23 protein-coding genes, 1 tRNA gene and 1 pseudogene are annotated in these 18,378 nt (G+C 67.9%); 12 read left to right on the top strand and 13 right to left on the bottom strand.

The window, feature by feature from the left end; all coding sequences use genetic code 11:
• Window positions 1-5: 5 nt before the first annotated feature.
• The 6 genes from arcD to U0R18_RS00660 all read right to left on the bottom strand — a co-directional run bounded on the left by arcD (window position 6) and on the right by U0R18_RS00660 (window position 5,083).
• Entirely contained in the window at window positions 6-1,493 is a 1,488-nt protein-coding gene (gene arcD, locus U0R18_RS00685; RefSeq protein WP_526364934.1) for an arginine-ornithine antiporter, read from the bottom strand.
• Window positions 1,494-1,714: 221 nt separating this feature from the next.
• Window positions 1,715-2,527, bottom strand: coding sequence for an Rv2133c family protein (locus tag U0R18_RS00680; protein WP_526364932.1), 813 nt, complete (start codon window positions 2,525-2,527; stop codon window positions 1,715-1,717).
• Window positions 2,524-3,108, bottom strand: a complete 585-nt coding sequence (locus U0R18_RS00675; RefSeq protein ID WP_526364930.1) for an Rv2134c family protein — start codon at window positions 3,106-3,108, stop codon at window positions 2,524-2,526. Before U0R18_RS00675 ends, U0R18_RS00680 begins: the two co-directional genes overlap by 4 nt.
• Window positions 3,109-3,140: 32 nt before the next feature.
• Complete coding sequence (locus tag U0R18_RS00670) at window positions 3,141-3,824, bottom strand: histidine phosphatase family protein (RefSeq protein WP_526364928.1); 684 nt, start codon at window positions 3,822-3,824, stop codon at window positions 3,141-3,143.
• A gap of 2 nt (window positions 3,825-3,826) precedes the next feature.
• Window positions 3,827-4,660 (bottom strand): undecaprenyl-diphosphate phosphatase, encoded by an 834-nt coding sequence (locus U0R18_RS00665; RefSeq protein ID WP_526367333.1) that lies wholly within the window; start codon window positions 4,658-4,660, stop codon window positions 3,827-3,829.
• 120 nt (window positions 4,661-4,780) lie between these two features.
• Window positions 4,781-5,083: a hypothetical protein gene (locus U0R18_RS00660; RefSeq protein WP_526364926.1), complete on the bottom strand. Its 303-nt coding sequence runs from the start codon at window positions 5,081-5,083 to the stop codon at window positions 4,781-4,783.
• A gap of 109 nt (window positions 5,084-5,192) precedes the next feature.
• On the opposite strand from U0R18_RS00660, the gene U0R18_RS00655 reads away from it, so the two are divergent.
• Genes U0R18_RS00655 through modA form a run of 5 tightly spaced genes read left to right on the top strand, consistent with a single transcriptional unit; the run spans window position 5,193 to window position 8,751 of the window.
• Complete coding sequence (locus tag U0R18_RS00655) at window positions 5,193-6,209, top strand: YncE family protein (protein ID WP_526364924.1); 1,017 nt, start codon at window positions 5,193-5,195, stop codon at window positions 6,207-6,209.
• Window positions 6,206-6,442: a DUF5703 family protein gene (locus U0R18_RS00650; protein WP_526364922.1), complete on the top strand. Its 237-nt coding sequence runs from the start codon at window positions 6,206-6,208 to the stop codon at window positions 6,440-6,442. The genes U0R18_RS00655 and U0R18_RS00650 overlap by 4 nt, the downstream gene beginning before the upstream one ends.
• On the top strand, window positions 6,442-7,518 hold the full coding sequence (locus tag U0R18_RS00645; RefSeq protein WP_526364920.1) for a quinone-dependent dihydroorotate dehydrogenase: 1,077 nt from the start codon (window positions 6,442-6,444) through the stop codon (window positions 7,516-7,518). The genes U0R18_RS00650 and U0R18_RS00645 overlap by 1 nt, the downstream gene beginning before the upstream one ends.
• A gap of 43 nt (window positions 7,519-7,561) precedes the next feature.
• Window positions 7,562-7,972, top strand: coding sequence for a TOBE domain-containing protein (locus U0R18_RS00640; protein ID WP_526364918.1), 411 nt, complete (start codon window positions 7,562-7,564; stop codon window positions 7,970-7,972).
• Window positions 7,969-8,751, top strand: coding sequence for a molybdate ABC transporter substrate-binding protein (gene modA / locus U0R18_RS00635; RefSeq protein ID WP_526364916.1), 783 nt, complete (start codon window positions 7,969-7,971; stop codon window positions 8,749-8,751). Before U0R18_RS00640 ends, modA begins: the two co-directional genes overlap by 4 nt.
• 99 nt (window positions 8,752-8,850) lie before the next feature.
• Here modA and U0R18_RS00630 read toward each other — a convergent pair whose 3' ends face one another.
• The gene (locus U0R18_RS00630; protein ID WP_526364914.1) at window positions 8,851-9,381 is read right to left on the bottom strand and encodes a YbhB/YbcL family Raf kinase inhibitor-like protein; all 531 of its coding nucleotides are present in this window, start codon (window positions 9,379-9,381) and stop codon (window positions 8,851-8,853) included.
• Between the two features lie 20 nt (window positions 9,382-9,401).
• Entirely contained in the window at window positions 9,402-10,733 is a 1,332-nt protein-coding gene (locus tag U0R18_RS00625; protein ID WP_526364912.1) for a M20/M25/M40 family metallo-hydrolase, read from the bottom strand.
• Between the two features lie 91 nt (window positions 10,734-10,824).
• Here U0R18_RS00625 and U0R18_RS00620 point away from each other — a divergent pair.
• A tRNA-Leu gene (locus U0R18_RS00620) sits at window positions 10,825-10,910 on the top strand.
• Window positions 10,911-11,093: 183 nt separating this feature from the next.
• On the opposite strand, the gene U0R18_RS00615 is transcribed toward U0R18_RS00620, so the two are convergent.
• On the bottom strand, window positions 11,094-11,663 hold the full coding sequence (locus U0R18_RS00615; protein ID WP_526364910.1) for a hypothetical protein: 570 nt from the start codon (window positions 11,661-11,663) through the stop codon (window positions 11,094-11,096).
• 41 nt (window positions 11,664-11,704) lie between these two features.
• On the bottom strand, window positions 11,705-12,394 hold the full coding sequence (locus tag U0R18_RS00610; protein ID WP_526364908.1) for an excisionase family DNA-binding protein: 690 nt from the start codon (window positions 12,392-12,394) through the stop codon (window positions 11,705-11,707).
• Window positions 12,395-12,810: 416 nt separating this feature from the next.
• On the opposite strand from U0R18_RS00610, the gene U0R18_RS00605 reads away from it, so the two are divergent.
• On the top strand, window positions 12,811-13,059 hold the full coding sequence (locus U0R18_RS00605) for a helix-turn-helix domain-containing protein (protein ID WP_526364906.1): 249 nt from the start codon (window positions 12,811-12,813) through the stop codon (window positions 13,057-13,059).
• Here the strand turns inward: U0R18_RS00605 and U0R18_RS00600 are convergent.
• Window positions 13,056-13,208: a 3-keto-5-aminohexanoate cleavage protein gene (locus tag U0R18_RS00600; RefSeq protein WP_526364904.1), complete on the bottom strand. Its 153-nt coding sequence runs from the start codon at window positions 13,206-13,208 to the stop codon at window positions 13,056-13,058. The genes U0R18_RS00605 and U0R18_RS00600 overlap by 4 nt on opposite strands.
• Before the next feature lie 35 nt (window positions 13,209-13,243).
• Window positions 13,244-13,849 (bottom strand): TetR/AcrR family transcriptional regulator, encoded by a 606-nt coding sequence (locus tag U0R18_RS00595; protein ID WP_526364902.1) that lies wholly within the window; start codon window positions 13,847-13,849, stop codon window positions 13,244-13,246.
• Window positions 13,850-13,953: 104 nt separating this feature from the next.
• Between U0R18_RS00595 and U0R18_RS00590 the strand changes: the two genes are divergently transcribed.
• The 3 genes from U0R18_RS00590 to U0R18_RS00580 all read left to right on the top strand — a co-directional run bounded on the left by U0R18_RS00590 (window position 13,954) and on the right by U0R18_RS00580 (window position 16,423).
• A complete protein-coding gene (locus tag U0R18_RS00590; protein ID WP_526364900.1) occupies window positions 13,954-14,880 on the top strand; it encodes a metal-dependent hydrolase in 927 nt (308 codons plus the stop codon).
• Complete coding sequence (locus tag U0R18_RS00585) at window positions 14,873-16,021, top strand: hypothetical protein (protein ID WP_526364898.1); 1,149 nt, start codon at window positions 14,873-14,875, stop codon at window positions 16,019-16,021. Before U0R18_RS00590 ends, U0R18_RS00585 begins: the two co-directional genes overlap by 8 nt.
• A 108-nt stretch (window positions 16,022-16,129) precedes the next feature.
• Window positions 16,130-16,423, top strand: coding sequence for a CDGP domain-containing protein (locus U0R18_RS00580; RefSeq protein ID WP_526364896.1), 294 nt, complete (start codon window positions 16,130-16,132; stop codon window positions 16,421-16,423).
• Window positions 16,424-16,431: 8 nt separating this feature from the next.
• Here U0R18_RS00580 and U0R18_RS00575 read toward each other — a convergent pair.
• Window positions 16,432-16,732 (bottom strand): annotated as a pseudogene (locus U0R18_RS00575) (putative universal stress family protein).
• A gap of 15 nt (window positions 16,733-16,747) precedes the next feature.
• Between U0R18_RS00575 and U0R18_RS00570 the strand changes: the two are divergent.
• Entirely contained in the window at window positions 16,748-17,092 is a 345-nt protein-coding gene (locus U0R18_RS00570) for a hypothetical protein (protein ID WP_526367331.1), read from the top strand.
• Between the two features lie 67 nt (window positions 17,093-17,159).
• On the top strand, window positions 17,160-18,365 hold the full coding sequence (locus tag U0R18_RS00565) for a cytochrome P450 (RefSeq protein ID WP_526364894.1): 1,206 nt from the start codon (window positions 17,160-17,162) through the stop codon (window positions 18,363-18,365).
• Window positions 18,366-18,378 lie beyond the last annotated feature (13 nt).

Here is an 18,378-nt window from a genome sequence, read left to right as displayed (position 1 = left end):
TCGGGTCAGGCGGCAAAAACGTCGATCGCCCCGGTGATGATCAGGTAGAGGCCGATCAGTCCCGCCACGGCGATGACGCCGAACAGGATCCGCTCCACCGGGGTGAACAGCTGCCGGTTCTTCTCCCGTCGCGCCCAGACGAACAGCAGCGTGCCGACGAAATACAGCAGCGCCGCGGTCAGCAGATACTCCAGACCGCCGGCGTACACCAGCCAGATCGCGTAGACCAGCGCGATGCCGCCCACGACCAGATCCTTGGTGCGGCCCTCGCCGTTCTCGTAGGTCTCCCCGCGAATGGCCAGTAGCACCTGATAGGCCGCCGACCACAGGTACGGCAACAGGATCAGCGAGGTCGCCAGCAGTACCAGGCCCAGGTAGGTACTCGTCATGAAGTAGGTGAGGATGAGCACCACCTGGACACAGCCGTTGGTGAGCCACAGCGCGGCCGCCGGCGAGCCGTTGGAGTTCTCCCGGCCCAGCGCCTCCGGCATCACGCCCTCCTGGGCGGGCACCCGCAGGATCTCGGCGCACAGCAACACCCAGGCCAGCAGCGCACCCACCAGCGAGATGATCAGACCGATCGAGATGAATCCGGCGCCCCAGCCACCCACCTGCTGTTTCATCAGGCCCGCCATCGACGGGTCGGACAGGCCGGCGATGTCGGCCTGGTGCATCAGCCCGTAGGACAGGAAGTTCACCGCCAGCAGCAGGCCCAGCACCGCGAGGAAGCCGACGACCGTGGCCTTGCCGACGTCCGTGCGGCTCCTGGCCCGCTGCGAATACACCGCCGCGCCCTCGATGCCGATGAACACCCAGACGGTGACCAGCATCATGTTGCGGACCTGGTCCACCGTGCTGCCCAGCGGTGCCCCGTCGATCTCGGTGTGGCGTCCCCAGAAGTCGGCGGAGAAGATGCCCGCCTTGAAGCCGACGATCGCGATACCGATGAACGTCAGGATCGGCACCACCTTGGCGATGGTGACGACGACGTTGATGAACGCCGCGGTCTGCACCCCCGACAGGATCAGGAAGTGCAGCAGCCACAGCACGATCGAGGCCCCGACGACGGCCCACAGCGTGGTGCCGCCGGTGAAATGCCCGGGGAAGAAGTAGTCCAGCGTGCCGAACAGCAGCACGATGTAGGCCACGTTGCCCATCCAGGCCGAGGCCCAGTAGCCGAACGCCGAGGTGAAGCCGATGTAGTTGCCGAAGCCCGCCTTCGCGTAGCCGTAGACGCCGCCGTCGACATCGGGCTTGCGCGCAGCCAGGGTCTGGAACACGAAGGCCAGCGTCAACATGCCGACACCCGTGATGGCCCAGCCGATCATCAGCGGACCGGGGGCCGCGCTGCCGGCCATCTGGGACGGCAGGGCGAAGATCCCGCTGCCGATCATCGACCCCACGACGATGGCGGTCAGGGCGGACAGGCCGAGGAGCGGCGGCGATGAACCCTTGCTCTTCTCGGCGGATGTTGAGACGTCGATGTCTGACATGGGTCGCCCCCGACTTGTCGGTGAAGATGTGCATTTGTGGTTCGAGCGAATTCGAGCCTAACGGGGATCGGGTGGCCCGGTTCGGCCTTTTCGGCCGATTGCCACCCTTTGGCCGCGACGCGAGTGACAATGGTCATCAGCCGATCACCGCACCGTTCGCCGGCCGTTCTGGGACTGGCGCGAACGTCCTTGCCGCACAACCTGATTCGGTGGATCGAAACTCAGAACGCCGGCCACGGAATCGGCCGGCGGCGGTCCGGTCCGGGCATCACCGGATCGCCGAGCAGTTCCCGCGCCCGCCCGCACAGGGCCCGCACCTCCCGCACCGTGACATGTTCGGCGAGTTGCGCGCCGAGTTCACCGTCCAGCGCCGCGGCCAGTCCCCGGACCGCGGCCAGGGTCTCGTCGTCGACGGGCTTGCCGGCCCAGCCCCACAGCACGGTGCGCAACTTGTCCTCGGTATGCAGGCACAGGCCGTGATCCACGCCGAAGACGCCGCCGTCCAGGCCGCGCAGCACATGCCCGCCCTTGCGGTCGGCGTTGTTCACCAGCACGTCGAACACCGCCATCCGGCGCAGCGCGGGATCGTCGGCGTGGATCAGCGACACCTCGTCGCCGGCGTAGTCGTAGGCCTGCAGAACCGCCAGATAGCCCGCCGGCACGCGCCCGGCCGGGCACAGGTCCACCAGATCCGTGGCGTCGTCGTCCGGTTGGTCGACCCACAGCTGGAGCATGCCCGGTCCGGCGGGACCGTCGCGAATGATGGTGCGCGGCACGATGTTCCAGCCCAACGCCGCGGAGATCAGGTAGGTGGCGTACTCCCGGCCGGCCAGGGTTCCGTCGGGAAAGTCCCACAGCGGCTGCTCACCGGCGACCGGCTTGTAGACACAGTGGACGGCGGCGCCCTCGGCGTCGGGGGTCGCGGCCTCGCACAGGAAGGTGGCGTTGCTGGCCGAGCGGATCCGGCCCAGGATGGTCAACTCACCATCGAGCAGCAGATCCACGGAACCGCCGGACTCATTCGGCGGCGTCATTGGTCGTCTGGTTCGTCCGACCCGAGCGCGGCCCGGCGATAACCGTTGGTGCGCACGCAGATATGGCCGGCCGGGTCCAGGGGTTCGTCGCACAACGGGCACGGCGGGCGGCCGGCGGAGATCACCCGCGCCGAGCGGTTGGCGAACTGCCGCGCGGACTCCGGCGTCAGGAAGACCCGGACCGCGTCGGGGCCCTCCTCGGCGTCGTCGAGTACCACCGATGCGTCGAACTCGTTCTCGGTGACGGCCAGGAGTTCCACCACCACGGTCTGCGCCTCGGAGTCCCAGCCCAGCCCCATCGTGCCGACCCGGAATTCGGCGTCCACCGGGGTGATCAGCGGGCTCAGATCGCCGGCGTCGTCGGTCTCCGGCGGCAGCGGCGTCCCGAACCGGCGGTTGACCTCGACCAGCAGCGCGCCAATGCGCTCGGCCAGCACGGCAACCTGTTGCTTCTCCAGAACCACCGAAACCACCCGGGCGTCGTGCACCGCCTGCAGGTAGAAGGTCCGGTCTCCGGGTTGCCCGACGGTCCCGGCCACGAATCGGTCGGGTGTGCGGAAGACGTGGATTGCGCGGGCCATGACCTTTCCAAAATACCGGTAGGAGTCGCCGTTCAGCCGGTTGAACCTCCGACGGTGCCGTCCCCGGACGGCTGCGCCGGGGGCGCCGAGAGGGCTCCGGCGAGCCGGTCGCCGGTGTGGTTGACATGGACCACGAAGGGCCGCACGGGCGTGTAACGGATGACGCTCATGGACGCGGGATCCGCGGTGATCCGCTGGAAGGCGTCCAGATGAGTGCCCAACGCGTCGGCGACGACGGACTTGATGACGTCGCCGTGGGTGCACGCCACCCAGAGCACATCACCGCCGCCGTTCTCGTCCGCCAGCCGGCGATCGTGTTCTCGCACGGCTGAAACGGCGCGGGCCTGGACGTCGGCCAGGCCCTCACCGCCGGGGAAGACCGCGGCGCTGGGATGCTGCTGCACCACCTGCCACAGCGGTTCGGACACCAGTTCGGCGAGCTTGCGCCCGGTCCAGTCGCCGTAGTCGACCTCGGCCAGCCGGTCCTCCAGCACGGGCTGCAGCCCCAGCCGGTCGGCCAGCGGCTCGAGGGTGCGCTGGCAACGCAGCAGCGGCGAGGTGACCAGTGCCCGCACCGGCAGGTCGCCGATACGGTCGACCACCGAGCGGGCCTGCGCCAACCCCTTGTCGTCCAGGTCGACTCCCTCGGAGCGCCCGGCCAGCGTGTGCGCCGTGTTCGCCGTCGAGCGCCCGTGCCGCAGCAGAATGACGGTCATGGTCAGATGGCCGGCAGGACGCTGGTGGCCAGCAGCACCAGCACGGTCAGGCCCGCCGCGATGCGGTATCCCACGAACCAGTACATGCTGTGGCTGATCAGGAACTTCAGGAACCACGCGATCGCGGCGAATCCGACCACGAACGCGATGACGACGGAAACCAGCAGCTGCCAGCCGGTCGCGCTCATCCCCTCGCTGACCGGGGCGAACGCGTCGGGCAGCGAGAACAGGCCCGAGGCGAACACCGCGGGGATGGCCAGCAGGAAGCCGAACCGGGCGGCCAGCTCGCGATCCATCCCCAGGAACAGGCCCGCGCTGATGGTCGCGCCCGACCGCGACACCCCCGGCACCAGGGCCAGGCACTGGGCCAGGCCGACGGTCAGACCGTCGCGCCAGGTCAGGTTCTCGGCGTGCCGGGTCTGCCGGCCGAAATACTCGGCCGCGGCGATGACCAGGGAGAACACCACGAGCGCGGTGGCCACCACCCACAGGTTGCGGACCCCGGTGCGAATGACGTCCTTGAACAGCAGGCCGAACACCATGATCGGGACCGAGCCGATGATCACCAGCCAGCCCATTCGGTAATCGGTGTTGTCCCGACTACTCTTGCCGGTCACCCCGGCGAACCAGGCCCGCACGATGCGCCAGATGTCCCTGGCGAAGTACACCAGCACCGCCAGTTCGGTGCCCAGCTGCGAGACGGCGGTGAACGACGCGCCGGCGTCGTCGGCGAAGAACAGCCGGGACGCGATGGCCAGGTGTCCGGACGACGACACCGGCAGGAACTCCGTGAGCCCCTGGATCAGGGACAGTACGACCACCTGCAGCCAGGACATCGGGGCAACCATGGTGTTTGCCAGCTCCGCAGCGCTATCCACACCGAAGAACGTACCGAGGGGTGCCTGAGAATTCGCTTCGAGGGCCGTGAAAGAGCGGGTTGCCGAAGCGAATTGAGCTCAGCGGGACACCGGCACCGCGGAGTCGACCGCGTCGCGAACCGCGGCGGCCAGGCTGCGCTCGTCGCTCACGTCGATGTCACGCACGCTGCGCCGGGCCACGGCAACGACGTCCTCGGCATGGGGAACGGGCCCGGTCAGGCGCGGTCGGTAGATCTCGGTGACCAGCGTGTCCTGCTCGACGTGGAAGGAGAAGCTCCGGCCGCCGTCGAGCTGGCCGTATCCACTGGCGTGGATGCCGGCGATCAGGTCTTCGAGGATGAACTCACAATCGGCTACCCCGCGGTCCGCTGTCAGCGACATGGAAGCAAACATACCTCGGGTTATGTGAGTCCGCGGGCGGACGCGCAGAATTTTCGCATCCGACGATTCCCTACAATCGGCGTTCCACCGACGAATCCGGAGTGCAGCCATGCCACGCGTGAGCATCACCGCAGTTCACCGCCTTGCCGGCGTCGTATGCGCGGCGGTCCTGGCGCTGACCGGGTGCGCCTCGAAACAAACCGAAACCGCGTCGGCACCGCTGGGGCCCGCCTCGGCGGCCGTCGCGCCGGCGCCGAACACACCACCGGCCGGCGAGGTGCGCAAACTCGGCGGGCAACCGGTGGCCGCGGTGGCCGATCCCGGGCCCGGCGGTCTGGCCGTGCTGGCCGGCGCCGTCGTAACCGTTCTCGGCCGTGATCGCGCGGCGGCCCGCACGATTGCGCTGCCCGCACCGGCCGCCACCCTCGTTGCCGACGGCGCCGGACGGGCGCTGGCACCGACGCGTGGCGGGTACATCACGGTCGACCTGGTGGCCGGCACGGCGCAGCGCGTCGACGTCGACGGTGCGGGCCAGACCGAATTCACCGCGATCGGGCGGTTCCCGAACGGGCACCTGGTCCTCGGCAGCGCCGACGGTTCGGTCTATATCCTGTCGTCACCGACCGCCGTCGCGCACCGGGACAAGAAGTTCACCCGGGTGGATTCCATTGTCGTACAAGGTGATACGGCCGTGGTGCTCGACCGTGGCCAGACGTCGGTGACGGCCATCGGCACCGAGGGCCAGCTCCAGCAGGCACTGCGGGCCGGCGAGGGCGCCACCACCATGGCGGCCGACGACGCGGGCCGGGTCCTGGTGGCCGACACCCGTGGCGAGGAACTGCTGGTATTCGGCACCGATCCGCTGATGCTGCGCCAGCGCTACCCGGTCCACGGGGCGCCCTTCGGGGTCAGCGGATCGCCACGGCTGGCCTGGGTGTCACAAACCGCGTCGAACGCCGTCATTGGTTACGATCTGTCGACCGGAATCCCCGTCGAGAAGGTGCGATACCCGACCGTGCAGCAGCCGAACATCCTCGCCTACGACGACACGTCGGGCGCGTTGTACGTGGTGTCGGGTTCGGGTGCCGGCCTCCAGATCATCCAGAAGGCAGGCGGGCCGGGGTGAGGGTGCGCGGCTGGGATGTCGATCTGTCCGACGAATACGAGTGGGTGCCGTTGCGCCTGCCGCCGGACGTCACCCGCATCACAGCGTCCACCCGGCTCTCCATCGAAGCCGAGTACCGCGGCTGGGAACTCACCCGGGTCCGGCTGTACACCGACGGAACACGCCGGGTATTGCTGCGCCGCAAGAAGATTCGCGTCCCGAACCCGCACGCGGGCGACCTTCCGGAGCTGTGATGACTGACTCCGGCCCGTACGCGGCCCTGCGCCGCGCGCTGTTCCTGGTGCCACCGGAACGCATCCACACGCTGGTGTTCGCCGGACTGCGCGCCGCCACCCGCCCGCCGGTGCTGCGCCGGCGCGCCGAACACCTGCTGGCGCCCGATCCGGCGCTGGCCACCACGGTGTTCGGGGTCCGCTTCCCGGGCCCGCTGGGCCTGGCCGCCGGTTTCGACAAGGACGGTCACGGCCTCGACACCTGGGGTGCGCTCGGTTTCGGCTACGCCGAGATCGGGACCGTCACCGCTCAGGCGCAGCCCGGCAACCCGCAGCCCCGGTTGTTCCGGCTGGCCGAGGACCGTGCGCTGCTCAACCGGATGGGCTTCAACAATCACGGCGCCGGCGAACTGGCCCTGCGGCTGACCCGGCACACCGGCGGTGTCCCGATCGGGGTGAACATCGGCAAGACCAAGGTCACCGCACCCGAGGATGCGGTGGACGACTACCGCGCCAGCGCCCGGCTACTCGGACCGCTGGCCGCCTATCTCGTGGTCAACGTCAGTTCACCGAACACCCCGGGCCTGCGCGATCTTCAGGCGGTCGAATCGCTGCGGCCGATCCTGGCCGGCGTCCTGGCCGAAACCTCCACCCCGGTGCTGGTGAAGATCGCCCCCGATCTCAGCGACTCCGACGTCGACGAGATCGCCGACCTGGCAATGGAATTGGGCCTCGCGGGCATCGTGGCGACCAACACCACCATCTCGCGGGCCGGACTGCGTACACCCGGTGTCGACGCGCTGGGATCCGGCGGCGTGTCCGGCCCTCCGGTGGCCCGGCGGTCCCTCGAGATCCTGCGCCGGCTGCATGCCCGGGTGGGCGACCGACAGGTACTGATCAGCGTGGGCGGCATCGAGACCGCCGACGACGCCTGGGAGCGCATCCTGTCGGGCGCGACGCTGCTGCAGGGCTACACCGGCTTCATCTACGGCGGCGGCCTGTGGGCCAAGCACATTCACGACGGCATCGCGCAGCGACTGCACGACGGCGGCTTCACCTCCCTGACCGAGGCGGTGGGTTCAGCCCGCAAGAGCTGACCTATCCGATGGATTCCGCCGCAGATGCGGATATTCTCTTCCGGTGACCAAGATCCGGATCCGGCAGGCCGCCGAGTTGCTCGGAGTCAGCGACGACACGGTGCGTCGCTGGATCGACGACGGAACGCTGACCGCCGAGCAGGATGCCGCGGGCCGCAAGGTCGTCGACGGTGCGCAGTTGGCGCGGTTCGCCCGTGACGTACACAGCGGCACCGGCCCGAGGGATCCGCTGACCATCGGTAGTTCGGCCCGCAACCGGTTCGTCGGCCTGGTGACCGAGGTCAAGAGCGATCCGGTGATGTCGCAAGTCCACTTGCAGTGCGGCCCGTTCGCCGTCGTCTCGCTCATGAGCACCGAGGCGGTCCGGGAACTCGGGCTCGAACCGGGCAGCATCGCCGTCGCCGTCGTCAAGGCCACCACCGTCATCGTCGAAACCCCGAAGGGAACCCAATGAAGAACTGGAGCGTGCTCGTCGCCGCCACCGCATCGGTGGTATTGATCGCCGGATGCGGATCGTCCGATCAGACCGCGTCGACCACCACCGGTTCCACCGCAGCGGGCGGGCACCTGACGGTGTTCGCGGCGGCGTCGCTGAAGTCGACGTTCACCGAGATCGGCGAGCAGTTCAAGACCGATAACCCGGGCTCCACGGTGGACTTCTCCTTCGCGGGGTCCGCCGATCTGGTCACCCAACTGACCCAGGGCGCCCCGGCCGACGTGTTCGCCTCGGCCGACACCCGCAACATGGACAAGGCGGCGACCGCCGGGCTGCTCGCCGGCGATCCGGTGAACTTCGCGACCAACACGCTGACCATCGTGACCGCGCCCGGAAATCCCAAGGGCATCAAGTCATTTCATGATCTGGCCCAGCCCGGCCTGAACGTCGTCGTCTGCGCTCCGCCGGTGCCCTGCGGTGGCGCCACCCAGAAGGTCGAAGAAGCCACGAAGGTAAAGCTGGCCCCGGTCAGCGAGGAGACGTCGGTGACCGACGTCCTGAACAAGGTCACCTCTGGGCAGGCCGACGCCGGTGTCGTCTACGTCACCGATGCGGCCGGCGCCGGCGACAAGGTGGCCACCGTCGACTTCCCGGAATCCGCCGGCGCCGTCAACACCTATCCGATCGCGGTACTGAAGCAGAGCAAGAACGCGGAGCTGGCACACAAGTTCGTCGACCTGGTGACCGGTGAATTCGGCCAGAAGGTGCTGGGCAAGGCCGGCTTCGCCAAGCCCTGAGCGCCACTCCCTTTTCCCCTTTCGCCCGAGCGTCCGCGTCTGTACAGCGACACGCCGCTGCAGCTGTACAAGAGCGGACGCTCGGCGATGAGGGGCGGGCTACTTCTGTTCGTAGGTGCCGTGGATGGTGGCGCGGGCGATCGCATTCATGAACAGGTTGAAACCCAGGAACGCCGGCGAGGCGTCCTCGGTGAGTTCCAGCTTCTCCACGCCGACCGCATGGACGGCGACGATGTAGCGGTGCGGGCCGTGGCCGGCCGGCGGTGCGGCGCCCAGGAAGCGGCGCAGCCCGGCGTCGTTCACCAGCGTGAGGGCCTCGCCGGGCAGCAGGCTGCCGTCGCCGATGCCGGCGGGCAGATCGGTGACCGTGGCGGGCAGGTTGGCCACCGCCCAGTGCCAGAAGCCCGACGCCGTGGGTGCATCGGGGTCGTAGACGGTGACCGCGAAGCTGCGGGTCTCCTCCGGGAAACCCGACCAGCTCAGCTGGGGCGAAACGTCCTCTCCCCCAGCGCCGAAGATGCCGCTGACCTGAGCGTTGTCCAGCGGCTGCCCGTCGGCGAAGGACTTCGAGGTCAGGGTGAAGCTCGGCAGCTCGGGCAGGAAGGAATACGGATCATACGGAAAAGCCATGTGCGGGTTGTCCTTTCGGGTTAGCAGTGCTTCAGGAAATGGTCGAGTACCTGGGTTCCGAAGAGCAGCGAATCGACGGGCACCCGCTCGTCGATGCCGTGGAACAGGGCGGCGAAATCGAGGTCAGGCGGCAGTCGCAGCGGGATGAATCCGAAACACCGGATCCCCAGCCGCGCGAAGTGCTTCGCGTCGGTACCGGCCGCCAGCATGTAGGGCACGGTTCGCGCGTCCGGGTCGACGGCCAGCAGGGCGGCGTTCATGGCCTCGACCAGATCGCCATCGAAACTTGTTTCGTACGAGGGTAATTCGGTGATCCATTCGCGGACGATGTCGGGGCCGATGATCTCGTCCACCTCGCGCTCGAACGCGTCCTGCCGCCCCGGCAGCACCCGGCAGTCCAGCACCGCCTCGGCGGTGGCCGGTATGACATTGGCCTTGTAGCCGGCGCGCAGCATCGTCGGGTTGGCGGTGTCGCGCAGGGTGGCGCCGATGATGCGGCCGATGGACCCGAGCTTGGCGACGCTGCCCTCGAGATCGGGCGAATCCGCGTCGAAGCTGTGGCCCGTCTCCTCGGCGACCACACCGAGGAACTCGGCGACGGCGTCGTGCAGCACGATCGGGAACTGGTGGCGCCCCAGCTTCGCGACGGCCTCGGCCACCGCGGTGACCGCGTTGTCGTCGTGCACGAACGAACCGTGACCGGGCCGGCGGCGCGCCGTCAGCCGCATCCACAACATGCCCTTCTCGGCCGTCTCGATGAGATAGAGCCGTTTGTCGCCGCCGTCTTTGTGCGGCACGGTCAGGGAGAAGCCGCCGACCTCGCCGACGGCCTCGGTGACGCCCTCGAACAGGTCGGGCCGGTTGTCCACCAGCCACTTGCAGCCGTACTTGCCGCCGGCCTCCTCGTCGGCGACGAACGCGAACACCAGGTCGCGCGGCGGCACCGTACCGTCCCGTTTGAACTGGCGGGCGACGGCGATCATCATCCCGACCATGTTCTTCATGTCGATCGCCCCGCGGCCCCACACATAGCCGTTCTCGACCGCGCCGGAGAACGGGTGCACGCTCCAGTCGGCGGCCTCCGCGGGGACGACATCGAGGTGGCCGTGCACCAACAGCTTCCCGCGGGAGCTGTCGGCGCCGGGCAGGGTCGCGAACACATTGCCGCGCCCCGGCGCACCGGACTCCACGTAGACGGTCTGGTACCCCACCTCTTCGAGCTGCTGGGAAACCCAGTGCGCGCAGTCGGCCTCACCCTTGGTGGTTTCCAGCTCTCCGGTGTTCGACGTATCGAACCGGATGAGGGTGCTGGTCAGGTCGACGACCTCGTCGACGGCCTCCACGGAAGTCACGTCCCTTTCCTACCATCCGGGCGCCGACCGGGTTTGGGTGCGGGGACCCCGATCCGTTAGCCTTAGCTGCCCAGCACCGGTGGCTGGACAGGTCCGAGTGGCGGAATGGCAGACGCGCTAGCTTGAGGTGCTAGTGCCCTATTAACGGGCGTGGGGGTTCAAGTCCCCCCTCGGACACAATTAGGTTAGCCACATACCTCCTATAATCCCTTCCGAACTGCATCGGAGGGGATTTTTTATGTTTGCCGAAATTCAGCTACTCCGACATGAACCCCCACAACTAACTGCATGCTGCCCCGTGTCGGCACTCGCCCGGGCGAGTGCGCCAGGCCTGCCGGCTGTCGGATCTGGCTGTCATGCTCATGGCGTCGTAGGACCAAACTGTGGGCCTTGAAGTGAGCCTGGATCTGTCCTGAGTTCGGTCAGTTGTCGTGGCCGGCTTGGCGCTGGGCCTGGTGGGATGTCGGCTAACGCGCTGAGGCGCACGACGATTCCGTGTTCAGCCAGGTGCAGTGCGGTCATCTGGCCGCCAACCAACACCCATGGCGGCGGACCGATCTCCTCGAAGTCGAGCAGTGTGGTCCACATCGCCTCCTGGTGGTCGGGCATCGGTGCGAGCACGACCGGATCGCGGTCAAGGGTGGGAACGCTTTCCGGGGCGCTGCGCAAGATCTGATTCCAGGCGTTCAACTCAGTCAGCGTGGCCGCTGCTGCAGAGGTCAGGGCGCGCAGCGCGCGGATGTGATGGTCGCGCTCATCGCGGGTGAGTGCGGGCGCGAGCCCGATGCGGGTGCACACCCGGTCGACCGTCGCGCTGATGTCCTGAGCGCTGGCCGCGCCGGAGTTAGGTGCGGATTCGGTTATGGTGCTGAACATTTCGGTCGCAGCTTCGATGGTCTGTCCGGTGATCGCGGCGATCGCCGCCAACACGACAGCGTTCCTATCCCCGACGCCCGCCGGTGTCGTGGCCATCACCGACGCAATTTACTGAGCGCCTGGTCGATCAGGGCGCAGCCGACCGCGTGGGTGCGGGCATCGGTGCCCTCGGCCAGGTCGACGCCGGCGATCAACCGCGGCGCTACTGCTGCCTGGTGGATGTCGGCGTCGGTGACGCGCAGGGTGAGATTGCCGCGCTCGGAGTCGATCAGTACGAACTCATCGACTACCGCGCGCCGGGTGTCGTCGCTGACGTACGCGTCGGCCGACCCGCCGGTGGCCAGTCCGAGCCGATAGGTGTCGGCCGCGCTGATGCCGGTGGCCATCACTCCGTCGGTGACCAGCAGGGCCTTTAGGTCGCGGTCGGCGATCCGGTAGCGGTGCACCGAGGTGGCGCGGCGGGAGAGCCAGCGCTGCATCTGCGCGCACGTGTTGGCGCCAGCACCGCCGGCGTGCACCAGTCGGTTCCGTAGCCGGTAGCGGTCATCGGCTCTGAGCTGATCGTCCATGCCGTCGCACAGCGCGGCGGCCGCCCAGGCCGTGTGCGACGCGAACGGACGTCCTGTCGCCCCGGCCGTCACGAGATCGGCGTGGCGGTCCAGGCTGTCGGCGTCGATCAGCCAACGCGTGCCGGACCGCGTCGCCGTCAGTGCACCGGAGGCGACGAGTGCACGCACCCGTGAGGGGTGGACGCCGAGGAGCTGCGCGGCTTGTCCGGTGGTCACCACATCAACCATAGGCACAACTATAGCGTGATCGATATAGTTGTGCCTATGGCTTGCTGCGTCGGGCCAGCCCAGCCGAGCTGGCTTCGCGCATCGTCCTAGTCACGAGTTGTTGATCGCTCCTGGACGGAGTCCACCTCGTCGCGCCAGTGCTGAGGTCCTGGGGATGACCGCGAAGCCCGAGCGCCACGGTCGTCCGGCCGGGTCTCGGGCTCACTTCCTGAAGCTCAACGCTCCAAGCACCCCCAGTGTAAGTCCGTATTACCGGACCGAGCCATGTCGAGGCACTCGAAGCGCAGCGCATCGCACGGCTGGCGGCACACCGCGAGGGCAGCATCACCCGCTACAACGACATCTCGCTGCGCGCCCTGGCCACCACGAACCTCGACCATGCCCGGGATTTCGTCGCGCGCGAGTTGGGCGCACTGGCGGCCCCCGACGACACCACCCGTCGCCTCGCCGCCACGGTCCGGACCTATCTCGATGAGCACGGCAGCCGCGGCCGAACCGCCAAACGACTCAGCATCCATGAGAACACCGTGAGCTACCGGCTCCGGCAGGCCGAGGAACTGTTGGACCGATCGGTGGACAAGCGCACCCTCGAGTTACGCGTCGCACTCGTCCTGGCGGACCTCGTCGACGAGCAGAATCCGACCGGCGGCTAGACAACCTCGGCCGACGTCGCACACGAGGCGATGGCCTGTATACAGGCCATCGCGTCAGCGGCAATCTCCGATGGCTCAACGGGGACATTGGGATTGGCCGCCTTCGACGTCACACCGTTGATCGCACATTCGATGATCACGGGATCCATTGGCCTTTTCCTCTCGCAACGATGTGTCAACGCTCTCAGCCTTGACACAGGATCGCCGCGCCCAGCCAGCGCCGGATGAACCGGCGCAGTTCGGCCGGGCTGCGCGCGGGATCGTTTGGTGCCACGAAGAACGACAACATGGTCCGCAGGGTGAACTCGACCAGATCCCGCAACGCCGCGTCGTCGTAGCCGAACGCGGCCCAATCGACGTCGAAGCGGTCGATCATCTTCATTCCGACGTCCTGCGCCAGTCCGCCGGCCACCTCACCGGTGTGCGCCCCGGAATTGGGCTGGGCCAACAGCACCGCCAGGTGCGGGATCCGCTGCACGGCGTCGAGGGTGAACAGCACGCCCTCGGTCATCGCGTCGGCCGGATCGTGAATGCCATGAACGCATTCGGTCAGTTCGTCGAGGAAGCCGTCCACCGAAGCGATGCCCGCCGCGCGCATCAGGTCATCGGCGGTCGCGAAGTAGCGGTAGACGGTCTGACGGATGATCCCGAGGGATTCGGCGACGTCGGCGATGGTGATCGCGGCGCCGGTTCGGGCGATCAACTCGACCGCCGCCGCCACGATCCGCTCGGCGGCCTCGTCGTCACCGGCCGGGGGGTCACCGCCCCAGCCACGGCGTTTGCGTGCCATTGCCGCAGACCGTAACACGCGTGCCTTTCGTTGACGGACCGCCAGCCATCCTGTAATCATACAGCGATACCCATCAATGTATGATTACTTCGAGGTGGCCCACCGTGACCGATCTGCAGATCCGCAAGATGCGCTTCGCGTTCGCCGACCATCCCGTCCCCTTCCTGTGGAACGAGGACAACCCGGCGTTCTCGTCGATGGCAAATGCGGTGTCCTTCTTGGCAATTGCCTTCGAGAAGATGATCGGCGCCATGATCACCGAGGCCATGCCGTTGATCGCCGATCCCACCGTGCGCGACGAGGCCGACGCGTTCGTCCGCCAGGAGGGCCAGCACTCGATGGCCCACCGCCAGCACGCCAAGGGCCTGATCAAGAGCTACCCGGGACTGAAGGAAACCCTCGATGAGGTCATCGGCGCCTTCGACCACATGACCGCCACCACCCCGCTGAAGTACCGGCTGGCCTACACCGCCGACCTCGAGGCCACCTTCACGCCGGTGTTCAAGCTGATGCTCGACCACGACGACACCCTGTTCGCCCCCGGCGACGACCGGGTGGCGTCGCTCTTCCTCTGGCACTTCGTCGAAGAGGTCGAACACCGCAGTTCGGCACTGATCATCTACGACGCGATCGTCGACGACCCGTGGTACCGGATGCGCATGGTGCCCTCGATCTTCAAGCATGTCTGGGCCGTGCTGCAGACCGCGTGCGCTGGCTTCAACACCCACGTCCCGCTCGCGGAGCGCAAGATCGACGCCATCTCGATGTTCGGCATGCAGGCCCGGAAAAAGGCTCTGCTGCAACGACTTCCGTTCGCCAACACCCCCGACGACGGACCGTTCGGCAACGCCTTCAGCCACCTGCCCAAGCGGGAGATGCTGACCGCACTGTCCGGTGTTGTCCGCAGCCAGATCCCCGGCCACGACCCGGCACACGAGAACCTTCCGCAACTGGCCGGCGAATGGTTCGATCGCTACAACGACGGTGCGGACTGCACCCTCTGGTACACGAAAGCAGCCGCAAATGTCTGACCTGTGCTCCCCCACGTTCGCCGGATTGGCGCAGCGCCTGGGGTTCTCGTGCGACACCGCGGGCGGGCTGGTGCAGTTCCGCAATCCGCTCGCACTGGAGAACTGGACGTTGCCCGTCCTCGAGATCACCGTGATCGCCGGAGCGGTCCTGGCACTGGTGTACGCGATCTCGCGCTGGCGGCGGCACAACGACCCGACCAATCTGGTGCTGTGGTTCGGCGCGATCGCCTACCTGCTGATCATCGAACCGCCGCTGTACTTCCCCGCCGCGTTCGGCATCGGCGCCCACGTGGACACCATGTTCGCGCACAACGTGTTCAGTGTGCAGTTCCTCTGGGGACGACTGCCGCTGTACATCGTCGCGATCTACCCGATGATGGCCACCATCGCGTTCGAGATCGTCCGCAACCTCGGTGTGTTCCGGCGCTACGGGACCGCGATCGGCGCGGTGGCCGTCGGGTTCGTGCATCACTGCTTCTACGAGGTCTTCGACCACCTGGGGCCGCAATTGCGTTGGTGGGAATGGACTCTGGGCAACGAGATGAACAAGCCGTTCTTCGACTCGGTCCCATTGCCCAGCGTCGTGGTGTTCGCCGCGCTGTGGCCCACCTCGTTGGCGTTCTTCGTGCAGCTGCTGGTCGGCCGGCACGTCGATAAGGACCGCGACTTCTCCGGCGGGCAGGTGCTGTGGCGCACTGTCGCGGCCGGCGTGCTGGCCTCGATCGGCACCTTCGTGCTGCCGCTGCCGGCCACCGTGGCCACCGCGGTGTCCGGGAGCACGGGCGTCGGGGGCATCGTCTACGCCGCGATCCTGGTGATCGTCGCCGTGGTGGCGCTGACCGTCCTGGTGGCCCAGTGGCGCCGGTTGCGCGCCGGCGAGACCGCCGCCGGTTACTCCAACCGCCTGATGCCCGGCTATGGCGCGGTGTACCTCGCGGTGATGGTGGTCCTCTGGGCCGCCGCCCTGCCGGCCTACTTCGGCGCCGTCGACGGCGTCACCGCCAACGGGGACCCGGTGGGCAGTCTCTGGTACGCCGCGGCCTGCCTGCTCCTCTCGGCCGTTGCGGTGGCGGCGGTGTTCACCGTGCCGACCACCACCACGGCGGTGCCAGCGCGGTCCGACCAGATCGTCAGCCGCTGACCGGAGGCCCCCGTCGTGGGACAACCCGGCCCAAACCCGCGGCTGACGCGGTAGCTTCGTTCTTGCTCGTGGGGCTGTCGATGGTCGGCGATGTGACGGGAGAACATCATGAGGCTCTGCGTCGTCGGAGGACTGGCGCTCATGCTGATGTCGGGAGGTGTGATCGCCTCGGCACCGCCCGCAAGTGCCGGCTGCCAGTACGGCGGCCCGGTGATCAGCAAGTGCGACGGACCCATTCAGCCCGATGGCACCTGGCAACGCTGCGTGGGCGTGTACAAGTACGTGCCCAACGGGTTCAGTTCCCACCTGGAACCCGTCAAGCAATGCAATCAGATGGGGCCCGGCCAGCAGTACCCCCCGGGCGACACCTTCGCCGATCCGCTGACGCATATCGACGGCTGAGAGCGGTCTCAGTCCTCGGGCGGTTTGACGGCGAGCACGGGTTTGGGGCATTCAAGGATCAGTTTCTGAGAAATTCTGCCCAACAACAGCTTTCCGACGGGGTTGCGGTTCCGGATACCGATGAGCATCGGCGAGATGGGTCTCGAGGTCGACGATCTGGCCCGATCCGGCGAACCTGGGGTCGACGTAGGACTCCCCCTCGGTGGCGTTGATCACCAGCAGGCTGCTGTCCCGCAGCTTGGCCTCGGCGATACCGTGCTCGACGGCGGCCGCACCGAACCGGTCCGCGCTGTAGCCAACAACGATCATCCGAGATCCACCCGCATCGTCCGGGGCCGCGCGCAGGACGTCGTCACTCATGTGACGGGCTTCCGCGTGGTCGCCGTCGCGCGCAGCGGCACCGAGGCGCTGACCGCCGCCCGGGAGCTTCGTCTGGTCAAGCCATTCGAGTTCGGCCAGCTGCGAACGAAACTCGAGGCATTCGCGGCGCGCTCCGACACGCTCGCCTCGGCCGGCGAGGTGTCGGCCGCCGAATGCGCCGAGACGGTTGGGATCTCACGCGTGAGCGCGCGACGCTACCTCGAGCACTACCTGGGCACCGGCTTGCTGGAGATCCGGCTGCAGTACGGTACCGGCCGCCCGGAGCGGCGATACCGCGTCGCCGGCTGACACCGGATTCGACTCGGGTAGCCCACTACTCGCGCGCTCCCGGTGATCGCAGCCAAACATGAGACACATGACTACTCTCACCGCTCTGCCCACACTCGACTACGAGAACCTCGACGACGCGGGCGAGGCGCACCGGCGTATCGCCGAGGCGCGTGCTTCGTCGCCCATCGCGATGGGTGCGCACGGCCCGGAAATCCTGAGCCACGACCTGGTCCGGGCACTCCTGCGCGACGACCGGTTCGTCGTGCCACCCGGGTTCGCCCTGGCTCCGCAGGGCATCACGTCCGGCCCGCTGTGGGACCGGGCGACCAGCAGCCTGCTGTGTCTCGAGGGCGGCGAGCACCACCGGCTGCGCCGGCTGATCGCCAAGGCGTTCACCCCCCGGTCGGCGGCCCGGATGCGTGCCGCCTGCGTCCAGGTGATCTCCGGGCTGCTGGATGCATGTGCCGGCACCGGATCCTGCGACGTGGTGGCCGACATCGCCCGGCCGTACCCGGTGCCGATCATCTGCGCCCTGCTGGGCGCACCGCCGCAGGACTGGCAGCGCTTCTCGGCCTGGGCGGACGACGTCCTGCGGTTGTTCAGCTGGAACATCGCCGGCACCGAGGAAGACATCCTGCGATCGTGGGACGAGCTCGACCAGTACGTCGACCGCATGGTCGCCGAGCGGAGCGACACCCTGACCGACGATCTGCTCTCCGACCTGATCCGCGCCGAGGAGGATGGCGATCGGCTGGCACACGACGAGTTGCTGATGCTGGCCGGCGGCCTGTTGATGGCCGGCACCGACACCACCCGCAATCAGCTGGCCGCGGCGGTCGAGGACCTCATCGCGCACCCCGATCAGTGGGAGCTGCTGGCGGCGCACCCCGAGCTGGCCCCGAACGCGGTCGAGGAACTCATGCGGCACAACCCGATCGTGTTCGGCGCCGTCCGGCTCGCCGCCGAGGATGTCGAACTGGCCGGTGTACCGATCGCGGCCGGCACCCTGGTGATCGCCAACACCGCCGCGGCCAACCGGGATCCCGCGGTGCACGACGACCCCGATCGTCTCGACATCACCCGCGCCGACGCGCACTCGATGCTCACCTTCGGTGGCGGGGTGCACTACTGCCTGGGCTCGCATCTGGCCAGAACCGAACTGGCCGAAGCACTTTCGACAATCACGCAGCGCATTCCCACACCGCCGCGACTGGTCGGCAGCGTGCCCTGGAAGCCACTCACCGGGATCACCGGGCCGGTGTGCCTGCCGATCGAGTTCGCCGCGGCCTGACCGCATTCAGTAG

This window comes from Mycobacterium sp. (assembly GCF_046330795.1).
Lineage (GTDB): Bacteria > Actinomycetota > Actinomycetes > Mycobacteriales > Mycobacteriaceae > Mycobacterium.
This window is presented reverse-complemented; position numbering and strand designations above follow the sequence as displayed.